General features: G+C 72.8%; 15 protein-coding genes and 1 pseudogene. 11 read left to right on the top strand and 5 right to left on the bottom strand.

Annotated elements, in window-relative coordinates; all coding sequences use genetic code 11:
- The first annotated feature begins 24 nt into the window (after window positions 1-24).
- The 9 genes and pseudogenes from ACIGXO_RS26005 (at window position 25) to ACIGXO_RS25965 (ending at window position 8765) form a co-directional block, all read left to right on the top strand.
- Window positions 25-1401, top strand: coding sequence for an MFS transporter (locus tag ACIGXO_RS26005; RefSeq protein ID WP_399791482.1), 1377 nt, complete (start codon window positions 25-27; stop codon window positions 1399-1401).
- Window positions 1402-1456: 55 nt separating this feature from the next.
- Window positions 1457-2305: an FAD binding domain-containing protein gene (locus ACIGXO_RS26000; protein WP_399791479.1), complete on the top strand. Its 849-nt coding sequence runs from the start codon at window positions 1457-1459 to the stop codon at window positions 2303-2305.
- Window positions 2302-4680 carry a xanthine dehydrogenase family protein molybdopterin-binding subunit gene (locus ACIGXO_RS25995; RefSeq protein WP_399791476.1) on the top strand — a complete coding sequence of 793 codons (2379 nt, stop codon included), beginning with the start codon at window positions 2302-2304 and terminating at the stop codon, window positions 4678-4680. Before ACIGXO_RS26000 ends, ACIGXO_RS25995 begins: the two co-directional genes overlap by 4 nt.
- Entirely contained in the window at window positions 4677-5201 is a 525-nt protein-coding gene (locus tag ACIGXO_RS25990; protein ID WP_399791474.1) for a (2Fe-2S)-binding protein, read from the top strand. The genes ACIGXO_RS25995 and ACIGXO_RS25990 overlap by 4 nt, the downstream gene beginning before the upstream one ends.
- Window positions 5202-5205: 4 nt before the next feature.
- The gene (locus ACIGXO_RS25985; RefSeq protein ID WP_399791471.1) at window positions 5206-5895 is read left to right on the top strand and encodes an SRPBCC family protein; all 690 of its coding nucleotides are present in this window, start codon (window positions 5206-5208) and stop codon (window positions 5893-5895) included.
- A pseudogene (locus tag ACIGXO_RS25980) lies at window positions 5892-6539 on the top strand (isochorismatase family protein); the annotation flags it as partial. The gene ACIGXO_RS25985 and the pseudogene ACIGXO_RS25980, both read left to right, overlap by 4 nt.
- A 66-nt stretch (window positions 6540-6605) precedes the next feature.
- Entirely contained in the window at window positions 6606-7433 is an 828-nt protein-coding gene (locus tag ACIGXO_RS25975) for an alpha/beta fold hydrolase (RefSeq protein ID WP_399791578.1), read from the top strand.
- A 49-nt stretch (window positions 7434-7482) separates the two neighbouring features.
- Entirely contained in the window at window positions 7483-7977 is a 495-nt protein-coding gene (locus ACIGXO_RS25970) for a MarR family winged helix-turn-helix transcriptional regulator (RefSeq protein ID WP_399791468.1), read from the top strand.
- A 38-nt stretch (window positions 7978-8015) separates the two neighbouring features.
- Complete coding sequence (locus tag ACIGXO_RS25965) at window positions 8016-8765, top strand: aspartate/glutamate racemase family protein (protein WP_399791575.1); 750 nt, start codon at window positions 8016-8018, stop codon at window positions 8763-8765.
- Window positions 8766-8769: 4 nt separating this feature from the next.
- Here the strand turns inward: ACIGXO_RS25965 and ACIGXO_RS25960 are convergent, their stop codons facing one another.
- The 5 genes from ACIGXO_RS25960 to ACIGXO_RS25940 all read right to left on the bottom strand — a co-directional run bounded on the left by ACIGXO_RS25960 (window position 8770) and on the right by ACIGXO_RS25940 (window position 12190).
- A complete protein-coding gene (locus ACIGXO_RS25960; RefSeq protein ID WP_399791465.1) occupies window positions 8770-9300 on the bottom strand; it encodes a VanZ family protein in 531 nt (176 codons plus the stop codon).
- 54 nt (window positions 9301-9354) lie between these two features.
- On the bottom strand, window positions 9355-10656 hold the full coding sequence (locus ACIGXO_RS25955) for a cation:proton antiporter (protein WP_399791462.1): 1302 nt from the start codon (window positions 10654-10656) through the stop codon (window positions 9355-9357).
- Between the two features lie 2 nt (window positions 10657-10658).
- Complete coding sequence (locus tag ACIGXO_RS25950) at window positions 10659-11129, bottom strand: cation:proton antiporter regulatory subunit (RefSeq protein WP_399791459.1); 471 nt, start codon at window positions 11127-11129, stop codon at window positions 10659-10661.
- Between the two features lie 132 nt (window positions 11130-11261).
- Entirely contained in the window at window positions 11262-11720 is a 459-nt protein-coding gene (locus tag ACIGXO_RS25945; RefSeq protein WP_399791456.1) for an SRPBCC domain-containing protein, read from the bottom strand.
- 158 nt (window positions 11721-11878) lie between these two features.
- Window positions 11879-12190 (bottom strand): hypothetical protein, encoded by a 312-nt coding sequence (locus ACIGXO_RS25940; protein WP_399791453.1) that lies wholly within the window; start codon window positions 12188-12190, stop codon window positions 11879-11881.
- Between the two features lie 430 nt (window positions 12191-12620).
- Between ACIGXO_RS25940 and ACIGXO_RS25935 the strand changes: the two genes are divergently transcribed.
- Both ACIGXO_RS25935 and ACIGXO_RS25930 read left to right on the top strand, forming a co-directional pair.
- The gene (locus tag ACIGXO_RS25935) at window positions 12621-13877 is read left to right on the top strand and encodes a GNAT family N-acetyltransferase (protein ID WP_399791450.1); all 1257 of its coding nucleotides are present in this window, start codon (window positions 12621-12623) and stop codon (window positions 13875-13877) included.
- 64 nt (window positions 13878-13941) lie between these two features.
- A complete protein-coding gene (locus ACIGXO_RS25930) occupies window positions 13942-15177 on the top strand; it encodes a DegT/DnrJ/EryC1/StrS family aminotransferase (RefSeq protein WP_399791447.1) in 1236 nt (411 codons plus the stop codon).
- The last annotated feature ends 9 nt before the right edge of the window (window positions 15178-15186 follow it).

Here is a 15186-nt window from a genome sequence, read left to right as displayed (position 1 = left end):
ATTGGGCCATCCCTTGGAGCGACCATGAAGACAGGCGATCAGATCGTCCAGGACCTGCCGTGGAGATGGGGGGTCCAGGGCCGGATCTTCCTCATCGGCGGCCTCGGCTACCTCTTCGACGCGTACGACATCGCGCTCAACGGCTTTCTGATGCCGCTGGTCGGCGCGCACTTCGACCTCTCGCTCGGCGCCCGCGGCCTGGTGGCCACCGCCAACCTGGTCGGCATGGCCGTCGGCGCGGTGGCCTGGGGCGCGGTCGCCGACCGCATCGGCCGCAAGAAGGCGTTCAGCGTCACCCTGCTGATCTTCGCGGTGTTCTCGGTGCTCGGCGCGCTCGCCCCGGCCTACCCGGTCTTCCTGGCGCTGCGCTTCCTGGCCGGCGTCGGGCTCGGCGGCTGCATCCCCGTGGACTACGCGCTGGTCGGTGAGTTCTCACCGCGGAAGTACCGGGGGCGGGTGCTCACCGCGCTGGACGCGTGGTGGCCGGTGGGCGTGACGCTGTGCGGCCTGGTGTCGACCGCGATGCTGCCGCTGGACGGCAACTGGCGGTGGATGCTCACCACGATGAGCCTGCCCGCGCTGCTGCTCTTCTGGGTGCGCCGCGGCGTGCCCGAGTCGCCGGTCTACCTCTCGCGGAAGGGCCGCGAGGCGGAGGCCCGGGCCGTCATCGACGACCTGGTGGCCCGCACCGGCGCGCCCGTCGAGCCGTATGTGATCCCGGCGCCGGTGGACGGGGAGCGGACGCGGGGCCCGCGGGCCGCGCTCGAACAGCTCGTCGGCCTCTGGCGGTTCAGCCCGCGGATCACCTCCGCCGCCTGGCTGCTCTTCGCGACCGTCATGCTCGTCTACTACGCGGCGCTGAGCTGGCTGCCGTCCATCCTCAAGGAGGAGGGGCTCGGCGACACGGCGGCGTTCATGAACACCACGCTGATGAGCGGCGTCGGCATCGTGGGCGTGCTGGTCTCCACCGCGCTGGTGGACCTGGTCGGCCGCAAGTGGCTGATCGGCGTCTCGGCGCCGGTCGCGTCCCTGGCGCTGGTGGTCTTCGCACTGGTGCTGAAGATGCCGACCGGCTCGGTCGTGGCCATCGGCGCCTTCGGCTTCCTGATGCAGCTGACCATCCCCGCGATGTACGCGTACGTCGCCGAGCTGTACCCGACGCGGCTGCGGGCGAGCGGCTTCGGCTGGGCCTCGTCCGTCAGCCGGGTGCTCACGGGATTCGCGCCGATGCTGTTCGGTTCGGTGCTGTGGCCGGTGCTCGGGCTGCCGCTGACGTTCGCGGTGCTCGCCCTGGCGGTACTGCTCGCGGTCGGCTGGATGGCCGTCGCGGCGCCCGAGACGAAGGGGCAGGCGCTGGACGCCCCGGTCGAGGAACAGCCGATACCGGAGCCGACGAACTAGCCCGCCGGCCGGCTGAGAGACGCACCGGCCCACCCGTCCCGCTGAGAGGAGGACCATGAAACCCGCCCCCTTCCGCTACCACCGGGCGCGCAGCCCCGAGGACGCCACCCGGCTGCTGGCCGAGCTCGGTGCCGACGCGAAGGTCATCGCCGGGGGCCAGAGCCTGGTCGCGATGATGAACTACCGGCTGGCCCGCCCGGCCCACCTGGTCGACATCGGCGGCCTGCACACCCTCGACCACCTGCGCACGGATGCCGACGGCGGCCTGCACATCGGGGCGCTGACCACGCACCACACCGTGGAGACCGCCCCGCCGGAGGTCCTGGAGCCGGGGTTCGGCGTGCTGCGCCGGGCCATGCGCTGGATCGGCCATCTGCCGATCCGGACCCGCGGCACGGTCGGCGGCAGCCTCGCGCACGCCGACGCCACCGCCGAGTGGTGCCTGCTGGCCGTCGCGCTCGGCGCCGAGCTGGTGGCCGAGGGGCCGCACGGCCGCCGCCGGATCCGGGCCGAGGACTTCTTCTTCGGGTACTACACGACCGCGCTGGACCCCGGCGAACTCCTCGTCGAGGTCGTCTTCCCACGGCCCGCGCCGCACGCCGCGCTCACCGAATTCGCCGAGCGCCACGGAGACTTCGCGACCGTGGCGGCCGCCGTCGACCTCGACGCCGAGGACGGCACCGTGCGCGGCGGGCGGGTGGCGCTGGGCGGCGTGGCACCGGCGCCGGTACGGGTTCCCGAGGCGGAGGCCGTACTGGCCGGCGGGGGCACGTTCGCCGAGTGCGCGGCCGCCGCGGCCGACGCGAGCGATCCGCCGGGCGACGCCAACGGCAGTCCGGAGTACCGCCGCCATCTCATCCGCACCCTTGTCCAGCGCGCCTGCGAGGAGGCGATGGCATCGTGACACCCCGTAGTACGGAGGACCGGCTGGTCGGCCGGTCGGTCGCCCGCCGCGAGGACCCGCGGCTGCTCACCGGCCGCGGCCGGTTCGTCGACGACATCGCGCTGCCGGGCATGCTGCACGCGCAGTTCGTCCGCAGCACCGTCGCCCACGCCGAGGTCACCGCCGTCGACCTGAGCGCGGTACGCCAAGTGCCGGGCGTCGTCGCGGTGTTCACCGCCGAGGACCTGGGACTCGGCGACATCACGGCCCGGCTGGACCGCCCGCTCACCGAGTTCGTGCCCACGGCAATGCCGGTCCTCGCCCGGGACCGGGTCCGGTACGTCGGCGAGCCCCTCGCCCTCGTCATCGCACGGGACGCGTACGCCGCCGAGGACGGCCTGGAGGCGGCGCGCGTCAGCTACGCACCTCTCCCCCCGGTGACCTGCGAGGACCAGGCGCTCGCCGAAGACGCCCCGCTGCTCCACGACAACGCGCCGCGCAACACCCTCGTCGACGTCTCCCTCTTCGCCTCGGAAGGCATCGACGGGATCTTCGCGGCCGCGCCGTGCGTGGTCCACGTGGAGAGCAGGACCGGGCGGCAGAACGCACTGCCGCTGGAGACCCGCGGCACCGTGGCGCACTGGGACGACCGCGAGGAACAGCTCGTACTGGAGACCTGTACGCAGGTCCCGCACCAGGTGCGCACGGTCGCCGCGCGCTGCCTGGGCCTGGACGAACGGGCCGTACGGGTGCGGGTGCCGGACATGGGCGGCGGCTTCGGCCTGAAGTGCGTCGTCGGCCGGGAGGAGATCGCGGCCGCCGCGGCAGCGTTGCGGCTGCGCCGTCCGGTCAAGTGGATCGAGGACCGCAAGGACGCGCTGACCGCCTCCTTCCTCGCCCGCGAGCAGCACTACGACGTACGGGCCGCGTTCGACGCCGAGGGCCGCATCCTCGGGCTGGACGCCGACGTGGTGTGCGACATGGGCGCGTACTCCTGTTACCCCTTCACCGCGGGCATCGAGCCGCTGATGGCGTCGGCCGAGATGCCCGGCGTGTACAAGGTGCCCGCCTACCGGGTGCGCGGCCGCGCGATCACCACCAACAAGGCACCCACCGCCCCGTACCGCGGGGTCAGCCGCCCGCAGTACGTGATGGTCGTCGAGCGGCTCTTCGAGCGCGCGGCCCGCGAACTGGGCCTGGACCCCGTCGAGATCCGCCGCCGCAACGTCATCACCGACTTCCCGTACACGGGCGTCAACGGCATCACCTACGACCCGGGCTCCTACCGCGAGGCACTGGACCTGTGCGAGCGGACCGTACGGGAGGAGGGCTGGTACGAGAAGCAGGCGGCGGCCGCGGCCGAGGGGCGCCACCTGGGCATCGGCTACTCCTGCTTCAGCGAGCGCACCGGCTACGGCTCCACCGCCTTCGCGCAGCGAAAGATGGAGGTGGTCCCCGGATTCGATCTCTCCGAGGTCCGGATGGACACCAGCGGCGCGGTCACGGTGACCACCGGCACGATGAGCCACGGCCAGAGCCACGAGACGACCATGGCGCAGATCGTCGCCGACGAGCTGGGCCTGCCGCTGGCGAAGGTGAAGCTGCACCAGGGCGACACCGACCGGATCACCTACGGCTGGGGCACCTTCGCGAGCCGGTCCATCACGGTCGGCGGCAGCGCGGTCCGGCTGGCCGCCGCCGAGCTGGGCAAGAAGCTCCGCCGGATCGCCGCGGCCCGGTGGGGTGTCGCGCCGGAGGAGACGGAGTGCGGCGAGGGGCGGGTCCGACGGTGCGACGACCCTTCCGTGTCCCTCACGTACGAGCAGCTCGCCGAGATCGCCTACCTCAAGGCGCATCTGCTGCCCAAAGACCTCGCGCCCGGGCTGACCGGCACCGCCGCGTTCGACGTCTTCAACGACGGCACGTTCTCCAACGCCACGCACGCCTGCGTGGTGGAGCTGCACGAAGGCACCGGGCAGGTGGAGATCCTGCGGTACATCTGCGTCGAGGACTGCGGTGTGGCCATCAATCCGCAGGTGGTGGAGGGGCAGTGCCGGGGCGGCATCGCGCAGGGCATTGCGGGCGCGCTGTTCGAGCAGGTGACGTACGACGCGCAGGGCGAGCCGTCCGCGACCGGCTTCATGGACTACAAGGTGCCCACCGCGCACGAGATCCCGGAGGTGGCCATCCACCATCTGGAGACGCCGTGCGCGTTCACCGAGACCGGTGCGAAGGGCGCCGGCGAGGGCGGCACGATCGGCGCCCCGGCCGCCGTACTGAACGCCGTCAACGACGCCCTGCGCACCACCGGCGTCGAGCTGGACCACACCCCGATCACGCCGGAGGCGGTGCACGACGCACTGCGGCGGCAGCGGACCCTGGAGCACGCCCGATGACCGATGCGACGACCGACCCGACAGCCGATCTGCAATTGCTGACGCTTGATGTCAACGGTGAAGAGCACGAAGTGATCACCGAATCGCGGCGCACCCTGGTGGACGTACTCCGGCACGATCTGCGGCTGACCGGCACGCATGTCGGGTGCGAACACGGGATCTGCGGCGCCTGCACGGTACTGGTCGACGACCGGCCGGTGCGCGCGTGCCTGATGTTCGCGGCACAGGCGGAGGGGGCCCGTATTCGTACCGTCGAGTCGCTGTCCGACGGCACGGACGGGCGTCAACTGAGCGACCTGCAAAAGGCGTTCAGCGCGCACCACGGATTGCAGTGCGGCTTCTGCACGCCCGGTTTCCTGATGCTCGCCGAGGGGTTCCTCGCCGAGCGGCCGGACGCGTCCAAGGAGGAGATCCGCGAGGTGGTCGCGGCCAACCTGTGCCGGTGCACCGGCTACCAGACCATCGTCGAGGCCATCGACAGCTGTGCGGCGGCCCGCCGGCGCGCCGGGAAGGAGAAGTGAACCGATGCAGCTGACCAACACGGTCCCCGTGAAGGCCCCGCCGGACCGGGTGTTCGCGCTGCTCAACGATGTGGAGCGGGTTGCTTCCTGCATGCCGGGCGGCACGCTCACGGGGCAGGACGGGGACGCCTGGCAGGGCCGGGTGACGGTCCGGGTCGGACCGGTCACGGCGGCGTACGCGGGGACCGTACGGTTCCTGGAGGCCGATGCCGGGGAGCGGCGGCTGCGGGTGCAGGCGCGCGGTGCCGACACGCACGGCAGCGGCGACGCCGAGGCCGAGGTCACGCTCGTGGTGGCGGAGGCGCCGGAGGGCGCGCTGCTGCGGCTGGACACGGACCTGGTCATCCGCGGAAAGATCGCGCAGTTCGGAAAGGGGGCGATCGGTGCGGTCTCGGACCGGATCCTGCAGCAGTTCGCGCAGAATCTGGGGAGCCTGCTGGATCAGGAGCGGGTGCCTGCTGCCGCGGGTGTGCCTGCTGCCGCGGGGGTCCGGGCCGCACCGGTACAAGCGGCTCCGGTGGCTCCGGTGGCACCGGCAGCCCCCGAGCTGGACGGCCTCTCGATGATCGCGGGTCCGGCCCTGGCCAAGTACGGTCCGGTGGCCGCCGCCTTCGCCTTCGGGCTGTTCGAGGGCTGGCTGCTCGGCCGGCTGGCCGGGCTGCGCCGCGAGCTGAAGGCGGTGCGGCGGGCATGAGCGCGAGCCGGTACGGAACGGCCACCGACGCCACGTACGACCGGGCCGGCTTCGGCGCGCCCGTGCGCCGCGGCAGCCGCCCCGCGATCGTGGTCGTCGACCTCACCCGCGGCTTCACGGAGGACACCTTCCCGTCCGGAGCGGACCTGAGTGAAGTGGTCGCCGCTACACGTGAGTTGATCGAGGCAGGGCGGGCGGCCGGGGTCCCGGTCATCTTCACCGCCATCGCGTACTCCCCCGCCGAGGCGGCCGGGGACGGCGTCACCTGGCTGCAGAAGGCGCAGGGGATGCGCGCCCTGCGCGAAGGGAGCGAGGCGGTCGCCCTCGACCCCCGGCTGCCGCGCCGCGCGGAGGACCACCTGATCGTGAAGAAGGGCGCTTCCGCGTTCTTCGGCACCTCGCTCGCCGCGACGCTGACCGGTCTGGGCTGCGACACGGTCCTGGTGTGCGGCGCGACCACCAGCGGCTGTGTGCGGGCGACCGCGGTGGACGCGGTCCAGTCCGGCTTCCCGGTCCTGGTGCCGCGGGAGTGCGTGGGCGACCGCGCGCCCGGGCCGCACGAGGCGAACCTCTTCGACATCCAGGCGAAGTACGGCGACGTCATCGGGCTCGCGGAAGCGCTCGACTACCTCAAGGAGCTCCCCGTGCCGCAGCACGAACAAGCCCACGAACAGGTCTACGAACGGGTCCGGGACCAGGACCGGCGGTCAATCAGCCAGGCCGCGGCGGCGGACCTCGCCGACGTCCCCGCCACCAGCCGCTGGGTTCGTTCCGGCGACACCTGGCTGCACGTACTCGACTACGGCGGCCCCGGCGTCCCGCTGGTGGTGCTCCCCGGCATCACCAGCCCGGCCATCACGATGGACTTCGTCGCCCGCGAACTCACCGATCTGGTACGGCCGTTGGTGGTCGACGTGCGCGGGCGCGGGCTGTCGGACGGCGGCGGGCGGTACACCCTGGAGGAGTACGCCGAGGACACCGAGGCCGTGGTCACCGGGCTCGGGCTGGAGCGTCCTCTGCTCTTCGGGCATTCGATGGGCGCCCGGATCGCGGCGGTCACCGCGGTACGCGGCAAGGTGCCGCTCGGCGGTACGGTGCTCGCCGATCCGCCGATGAGCGGGCCGGACCGGGGTCCGTATCCAACGCCCCTGGACGCGTTCCTCGGGCAGCTCGCGCAGGCCGTGCGCGGTACGGACGCAGACGAGGTGGCCGCCTCTTGGCCGCGCTGGCCGCGCCGGGAGCAGGAGTTGCGAGCGCGCTGGCTGAGCAGCTGCGAGCGGGCGGCCATCGTGGCGACGCACCGCGGCTTCGAGGCGGAGGACTTCTTCGACTGGTGGCCTTCGGTGCCGGGGCCGACGGCGCTGCTGTACGGGGCCGACAGCCCGGTGGTCACGGCCGAAGGGGCCGCCGAGGCCGCCGCCGCACTGCCGTCCGCCGCCTTCGCCGAGATCCCGGACGCCGGCCACATGATCTTCTGGGACAACCCGCCGGCGGCGCTGGCGGCGCTCCGCTCGGCGCTCACCGCCATGCTGCCGTGACCTGCTCGCCCGCCGCCGTCCCCGCGGTCCACCGTGGTTGAGTTGGCCCATGGCTGACAACACCGAATCCGAATCCGTAGCACTTTCGTCCGAACCGCCGAAGGTCCCCACGGCCCTCACCGCAGCGCCCGGCTACCAAGTGCGCCGCCTCTATCAGGCGTATCTCGCGGTCTGGGTGCGGGCCGTGGACCCCACGCTCACCGGACCGCAGTTCGCGGTGCTGACCGCCGTGGGCGCGGCGCCGGGCCGCGACCAGAGATCGATGGCCTCGGCCGTGGCCCTGGACACCTCGACGATGGCGGACGTGGCCCGGCGGCTGGAGAACCGCGGGCTGCTCGACCGCCGTACCGCCGCCGAGGACGGCCGCCGCAAGCTGCTCTATCTGACCGAGGAGGGCGAGCGGACCCTCCGCGACGCCAACGACCGGGCGCGCGCCCTGGACGAGCGGCTCCTCGGTCCGTACGACGCCGAGCAGCGCGCGGACCTCATGCACCTGCTGACATCCCTGGCCGACCACTGGGAGGGCCTGGCCACGGAGTCCTGACCCCACTGGAGAAACCCGTGACGGAGCACCACAGCGGCATGACGGACCACCACATCGGCATGATCGTGCCGAGCTCCAACCTGACGATGGAGACCGAACTGCCGCGCATGCTGCGGGACCGGGAGCGGGCGCGGCCCGGCGACCGTTTCGTCTTCCACAGCAGCCGGATGCGGATGCAGCACGTCACGCCGGAGCAGCTGCGCGGCATGAACGCGCAGACCGAGCGGGCCGCGCTCGAACTCGCCGACGCCCGCCCCGACGTCGTCGCCACCGCCTGCCTGGTGGCGATCATGGCGCAGGGCCCGGGCCACCACTGCACGGCCGAGGCGGAGATCACGAAGGCGCTGCGCGGCCAGGGCGCGCAGGCGCCGGTGGTGTCCAGCGCCGGTGCGCTGCTGGACGGCATCGCGGCGCTGGGCGCCCGCCGGGTCGCGATCCTCACGCCGTACATGAAGGACCTGACCCGGCTGGTCGTCGACTACATCGAGGACGCGGGCGTGGAGGTGGTGGACGCGCTGAGCCTGGAGGTCCCGGACAATCTCGCGGTCGCCCGGCTCGACCCGGCGGACCTGCGCGACCACTGGCGGAAGCTGGACCTCGGCCGGGCCGACGCGCTGGTCCTCTCGGCGTGCGTGCAGATGCCGTCGCTGCCGGCGATCCAGCCGGTCGAGGACGAGGCCGGGCTGCCGGTGCTCTCCGCGGCCACCGCCACCACGTACCGCATCCTCACCGAACTGGGCCTGGACCCGGTCGTACCGAATGCGGGACGGCTGCTCGCGGGGAGCTGAGCGGCTAGGCCGCGGTGGTGCGCCGCTGCCACCAGTGGCGGCGCCTCGGATGGACGGCGCGGCCGAGGCGGCGGCCGAGCAGGAGGTAGCCGAGGAGCGCGCCCGTGGTGTTGAGGATGACGTCGTCGATGTCGAAGGCGCGCCCGGTGACCAGGGCCCCTTGCACCAGTTCGACCAGGAGCATGACCAGCGCGGTCACCACGACCACCCGCAGCGGCCCGCGCGCCCTGGGCGCCACGACCGGCAGCAGCAGCCCGAAGGGCACACCGAGCACGATGTTCCCGCCGAGCTGCTTGACGGTGTCGACGAAAGCGGGCTGCCCGAGGTAGTCGCGGAGGGTGTCGCCGGGCCGCAGGTTGGTGTGCGTGAGCGCCTCGGAGGCCGCTGACGGCTGGAGGGTCAGCTGCGCCAGTACGGCACCGAAGGCCACCATGACGGCGAACGCCAGCAGCATCACCAACGCCCGGACGGGCGGCGGGAGTGGTGCCCCGCCGCGCCGGGTGGCGGCTTTGCCGTGTCGGTATGACCGCGCCATGGAGACCCCTCGCTTCAGGTGGACCTGCTGCAGTTGGTCTGTACGACGCTTCGGCTACCCGTGTGGCGGCAGGGCATGTGCGTCCTCGCGGGGCGCGGGGGTCTCCTGGGTCTCTTCGGGCGCTTCGGGGGCTTCGGGGGCTTCGGACGGCGTGGGCGGGGCCGGCGTGGTGGATCTGCGGGAGGTGATGCCGAAGAGCGGTAGCAGGGCGGTCCGGGCGCGGTTGACCGCCGGTGCCGCCCAGCGCGCGGTCAGCGGGCCGAGGATGACCATGATGAGGACGTACGCGGTGGCGATCGGCCCGATCCGCGGCTCGACGGCCGTGGTGAGCCCGGCGATGACGATGGAGAACTCGCCGCGTGCGACGAGCGCGCCGCCCGCGCGCAGCCGCCCGTTCGGCCCGATGCCGGCGCGCCGGGCCGCGTACCAGCCCGTGAGGATCTTGGTCACCATCGTCACGACGGCGAGCAGGAGCGCCGGGAGCAGTACCGGCGGGATGGCGCCCGGGTCGGTGGACAGTCCGAAGAAGACGAAGAAGATCGCGGCGAAGAGGTCGCGCAGCGGCGTGAGGAGCTTGCGCGCGCCCTCGGCGACCTCGCCGGACAGCGCGATGCCGACGAGGAACGCGCCGACCGCCGCGGAGACCTGGAGCTGCTGGGCGATGCCCGCGACGAGCACGGTCAGCCCGAGGACGACCAGGAGCAGCATTTCGGGGTTGTCCGAGGAGACCCAGCGGCTGATCAGCCGGCCGTGCCGGAGCGCGAGGTAGAGGACGAGGCCGACGGCGCCGAGCGCGATGAGCAGCGTGACGCTGCCGCCCGCGAGTCCGACGCCGGCCAGCAGGGCGGTCAGCAGCGGGAGGTAGACCGCCATGGACAGGTCCTCGAGGACGAGGACGCCGAGGATGACGGGGGTCTCCCGGTTGCCGAGCCGGCCGAGGTCGGTGAGGACCTTGGCGATGACGCCCGAGGACGAGATCCAGGTGACGCCGGCCAGCGCGACGGCGGCGACCGGGCCCCAGCCGAGCAGCAGCGCGGCGACGGCGCCCGGTACCGCGTTCAGCAGGAAGTCGACGGCCCCGGAGGGGTATTGCGTCTTGAGGCTGGTGACCAGCTCCGAGGCGCTGTATTCGAGGCCGAGGAGGAGCAGCAGGAGGATGACGCCGATCTCGGCGCCGACGCCGACGAACTCCTCGCTGGCGTTGAGCGGCAGCAGTCCGCCGTGGCCGAAGGCGAGCCCGGCGAGGAGGTACAGGGGTATGGGCGAGAGGCCGACCCGGCCGGCCAGCCGCCCGAGGAGGCCGAGGGCGAGGATGACGGCGCCGAACTCCACGAGCAGTGCGGTGGTCTCGTGCATGGTCAGCCTCCGGCGATGATCGCGGCGAGGGCGTCGACGCCCTCACGGGTGCCGACCGCGACGAGGGTGTCGCCGATGGCGAATCGGAAATCGGGGCCCGGTGACGGGTGCGCGCTCGTGCGGCGCAGCACCGCGACGATGGAGGCGCCGGTACGGGTGCGGGCCCCGGTGTCGCCCAGCAGCCGCCCGCCGTACGGGGAGCGGCTGCCTATCTGGATGTGCTCGGTGACCAGGTCGATGCCGTCGGTGCGGACGGCGTCCAGCGGTGCCGGGTCGATGAGGTGCGCGAGGGCGGTTGCCTCCTCCCGTTCCAAGGAGACCGAGGACTGGCAGGTATCGGGGTCATCGGCGGCGTAGAAGCCGATGAAGCGGCGTCCGTCGTGGTGCACCACCACGGAGAGGTGCTGTCCGGCGTGCGTGGTGAAGTCGTACCGCGTGCCGACGCCCGGCAGCGAAGTGCGTCGCGTCCCCATCGTGTCCTCCCCGGATGCCGCGCCGGGCAGCGCCGTGGCGCGGACCGGACGCGATCTCCTTTACCTGGTCATTACCTTCCCCCATCATTACAGATGCGTGGCGGGCACACCGGGAGCGGGCGGAGCCGAGGGTCACGCGCTGGGCATGTGCCAGGGCTCTTCGGGCAGCGGATTGCCCGTCTCCAGGAGGGTCTTGAGGTTGGAGACGACCGCCGCCCAGCCGCCGGCCGCGGCCGCGCGCTCGGCCTCGTCGGCCAGGTTCTCGTGCGTCACGGTGAGCCGGACGATGCCGCCGTACTCCTCGATGCCGAAGGTGACCGTGGACGGGCCGCCGGGCGGCTCCTCGCCCGGCTCGGCCCAGGTGGTGACCAGCCGCCGCGGCGGGGCGCTCTCGACGACCAGCCCGACGACGTCGGCGATGCCGGAGCCGTCCGTGCGCTGATGCTCCCAGGGGGAGCCGGTCCGCCAGTCCGAGACGTTGCTGTGGCCCCAGTAGGTGGCCGTCAGTTCGGGATCGGTGAGCGCGTACCAGACCTTCTCCGGCGTGCTCCCGATGTAGCTGACGTAGACAAAGGCCGGTCTCTCGGTCATGGCGTCCTCGGCTCGTCGTTTGGCGGCGCCGCCGAGCGTAGCCGCCGGACTCGCCGCAGCCGTGGAACGAGCGGCCGCCGGCGGAGCCGCACGGCCGCACCCCACCCGGCCGGGCTACCCGCGACCGACGGCCGCTCAGGGGACGCGGCCCGCGCGGCTCAGACCTCGGCCGCGATCCAGGCGATGTGCCAGCCGTTCTTGGCGGCGTATTCGGGATCGATCGCCTGCCGGTCCACGCGCCGCACATAAATGCGGAAACCGGTCGGGGTGGCGGCATAGACGGTGTTGCCGCCGGTGGTCATCCACATGCGGTCGTCACCGGTGAGGGCCGCGATGTATGCGGGGGTGCTGGTGAATTTCCCTTCCGAGGTGTCGACGTCGAGGTACACGCCGTCACCGTTGCGGTCGGGATAGGCGACCCACCCTTTGCCGGGTTCCGTCCTGCCGGAAACGAGCTTGCCGTTGATCATTTCGGCTCCCGTCACGTCATGTACAGCTCATTCGGCCCTGGCGGCCGCTGTTCCGAGTCTGGTTGGCCACCCGTGCCGCGCAAGGCCGTTCGGGAGAGAATGGCCGGATACGAAATGTGCGGTACCGGGCCCGGCCGGAATGGCCGGAATCGCCGTTGACCGGGGAGTTCCGGGCGCCGGGGGTTGACAGTCGGGGGCCGTCTCAAGACTGTGGTTAGCAGCCTCTGGCGGCCCCGAATCGGTTCATCGGCGCATGAGGAGACCGCGATCCGGGCCTCGCGGCGGTCCTTTCCGCAAGGCGGCTTCCGCCCCGGCGGAAAAAGACCTCGACATCGGGCAGTACGGCCTGCCCGTCCTCCGCGCCGACTGAATCCCTTTCCCCGTTGTGATGTCCGTACGGACATCAGCCGGAATCGGTCGGAGGTGTCCTGTGCATTCTTCCTCACCGCCTTCTCCGGATTACGACTTCCGCGCTCCCGACGACTGGTCCGATTTCACCGAGGTGGTGGGACTGGCCTACGGCGGATACGACCATTCACCGGAACACCGCGCGCTCGTCGCCGAGTTGCTGGAACCCAAGCGCTCGCTGCTCGCGTGCGTCGCGGGCCGGCCCTGCGCCACGCTCGCCGGCTACTCCCTGGACATGACGCTGCCCGGCACCGGCCCGCGCCCCGTCTTCGGCATCGGCTACGTGGCCGTCTCCCCCGCGCACCGCCGCCGCGGCCTGATGCGGGACATGATCCAGCGGGTCCTTACCGACCTCCACACCACACGGGCCGAGCCCGTCGCGGTCCTCAACTCCACCGAGCCGGCCCTCTACGGCCGCTTCGGCTTCGGCGCGGCCAGCCAGGCCGTCACCCTCACCATCCCACTGGAGGCCCGCGCGCTCACCGAGGGCCCGGCGGACGACGGCCCGCCGCTCACCCTGGAGGTCACCTCGCCCGCCGAGGCCGAGGCGGCCATCGCCGCGGTCTGCCGCGCCCTCCTGGCCGAACGCCCCGGAACGCTGCGCCGCGAAGGCGCCTGGCTGCGCCGCGCCCTCGCCGACCCGCCCGCCGACCGCCACGGTTCCGGACGCCTGCTGTGCATGCTCGCGACGGACGGCGCGGGCCCGCGCGGCTACGCCCTCTACCGGCTCACCGCCGGCTGGACCCACTCCTGTCCCCGGTTCGCCGTCTCCGTACAGGAGTTGAGCGCCTGCGACCCGGCCGCGTACGCCTTCCTGTGGCGGGCGCTGCTGGACGTCGATCTCAGCGGCACGGTCACCGCGGGCGCCCGCCCGGTCGACGATCCGGTACTGGCCCTGCTCGCGGACCCGCGCAGCGCGGCGCCGACCGTGCGCGACCAGCTCTACGCCCGGGCCGTCGACGTCGACCGCGCGCTGTCCGGCCGCGGCTACGCCACCGAGGCCGAGGTCGTCCTGGAGGTGACGGACCCGCTCTGCCCGTGGAACGAGGGCCGGTGGCGGCTCATCACGGGCGCCACGGGAGCCGACTGCGTCCGAACCCGCGCGCATGCCGATCTGGCGCTCACCGCACGGGAGTTGGGGGCGGTCCTGCTCGGCGGCGGCTCCCTCGTGCAGCTCGCGCGGGCCGGCCGGGTGGCGGAGCTGCGGCCCGGCGCGGTGCGCGCCGCCGCTGCCGCCTTCCGGCACGACCCGGCACCGTACTGCCCCGTCGTGTTCTGACCCCTCCGCCCACGACCGGAGGTCGCCCACCGCGTCACCGACCGCCCATCTGAGGAGCCCGCCCATGCCCGGTCCCGGCTACGCCTTCTTCGGGGACGAGGAACGCGCGAACGTCCAGCAGGTACTGAACACGTGGTCCCGCACGACCGCGGCGCACTCCTACCCTCTCGGAGACCTCACCCAGACCCGGCTGTTCGAGGAGGAGGCCGCGCGCCGCCTGGCGAGCCCGTACTGCCTGTCCGTCAACAGCGGCACGTCGGCGCTGCTCACGGCGCTGGCGGCACTGGGCATCGGCCCCGGCGACGAGGTCATCGTCCCCGGGTACCTCTACGTCGCCTCGGTCGCCGCCATCGTCCACTGCGGGGCCACGCCCGTCGTGGCGGAGATCGACGAGACGCTGACGCTGGATCCGGCCGACGTGCGGGCCCGCATCACGCCGCGCACGAAGGCGCTGATGCCGATCCACATGCTGGGCGCGCCCTGCGACATGGCCGCGCTGCTGGAGATCGCGGCGGAGCACGGGCTGCTGGTGCTGGAGGACGCGGCGCAGGCATGCGGCGGGACGTACCGCGGCCGGCCGCTGGGCAGCCTCGGCCGGGCCGGGGCCTTCTCGCTCAATATGTTCAAGGTGGTCACGGCCTGCGACGGCGGGTTCCTGCTGGCCGCCGACGAGCGCACCTTCCAGCGCGCTTACGGCTTCCACGACCACGGCTGGTTCCCGTACCGCGCGGAGGAGGGGCCGGGCGAGCGGATGCTGGGGCTGAACCTGCGGATGACCGAGCTGACGGCGGCGGTCGCCCGCGCCCAGCTGGCCCGGCTGGACACCGTCCTCGCCCGCACCCGGGCGCAGCGGGACGCGCTGGCCGCCCTCATCCCGCCGCGGGACGGCGTCGTCCGCCGTCCGTCGCACGACCCGGCCGGGGACTGCGCGACCGTACTGGTCCACCTCTTCGAGGAGCGGGCCGCGGCCGAGGCCGTGGCGAAGCGGCTGGGCACGAAGACGCTGCTGCACTCGCCCAAGCACTACTACGGCGGGCTGCCGGAACTGTGCGCCCTGGCCGCCGGGGACACCGGGCCCTGCCCGTCCCGGCGCCCGGAACCGGCCTGGCGGCGCCAGGACTTCCGCCCCGGCGCCCGCCCCCGGACCGATGACGTCCTGGGCCGCGCGGTGGCCCTCACCGTGGGTCTGTCGGACACCTATCTGGGCGCCGACGTCGGCATCACCGTGTTCAGCGGGCCGGACGAGATCGCCGCGGCCGCCGAGCGCTTCCGGGCCACGGCCGACGAGGTACTGGGCTGACGCAGTACG

This window comes from Streptomyces sp. NPDC053542 (assembly GCF_044544685.1).
GTDB lineage: Bacteria > Actinomycetota > Actinomycetes > Streptomycetales > Streptomycetaceae > Streptomyces.
This window is presented reverse-complemented; position numbering and strand designations above follow the sequence as displayed.

Excerpts from the sequence above, each read along its gene's own strand:
- ACIGXO_RS26005 (WP_399791482.1), top strand. The coding sequence starts at position 25 with ATGAAGACAGGCGATCAGATCGTCCAGGACCTGCCGTGGAGATGGGGG.
- ACIGXO_RS26000 (WP_399791479.1), top strand. The coding sequence starts at position 1,457 with ATGAAACCCGCCCCCTTCCGCTACCACCGGGCGCGCAGCCCCGAGGAC.
- ACIGXO_RS25990 (WP_399791474.1), top strand. The coding sequence starts at position 4,677 with ATGACCGATGCGACGACCGACCCGACAGCCGATCTGCAATTGCTGACG.
- ACIGXO_RS25985 (WP_399791471.1), top strand. The coding sequence starts at position 5,206 with ATGCAGCTGACCAACACGGTCCCCGTGAAGGCCCCGCCGGACCGGGTG.
- ACIGXO_RS25970 (WP_399791468.1), top strand. The coding sequence starts at position 7,483 with ATGGCTGACAACACCGAATCCGAATCCGTAGCACTTTCGTCCGAACCG.
- ACIGXO_RS25965 (WP_399791575.1), top strand. The coding sequence starts at position 8,016 with ATGACGGACCACCACATCGGCATGATCGTGCCGAGCTCCAACCTGACG.
- ACIGXO_RS25960 (WP_399791465.1), bottom strand. The coding sequence starts at position 9,300 with ATGGCGCGGTCATACCGACACGGCAAAGCCGCCACCCGGCGCGGCGGG.
- ACIGXO_RS25955 (WP_399791462.1), bottom strand. The coding sequence starts at position 10,656 with ATGCACGAGACCACCGCACTGCTCGTGGAGTTCGGCGCCGTCATCCTC.
- ACIGXO_RS25950 (WP_399791459.1), bottom strand. The coding sequence starts at position 11,129 with ATGGGGACGCGACGCACTTCGCTGCCGGGCGTCGGCACGCGGTACGAC.
- ACIGXO_RS25945 (WP_399791456.1), bottom strand. The coding sequence starts at position 11,720 with ATGACCGAGAGACCGGCCTTTGTCTACGTCAGCTACATCGGGAGCACG.
- ACIGXO_RS25940 (WP_399791453.1), bottom strand. The coding sequence starts at position 12,190 with ATGATCAACGGCAAGCTCGTTTCCGGCAGGACGGAACCCGGCAAAGGG.
- ACIGXO_RS25930 (WP_399791447.1), top strand. The coding sequence starts at position 13,942 with ATGCCCGGTCCCGGCTACGCCTTCTTCGGGGACGAGGAACGCGCGAAC.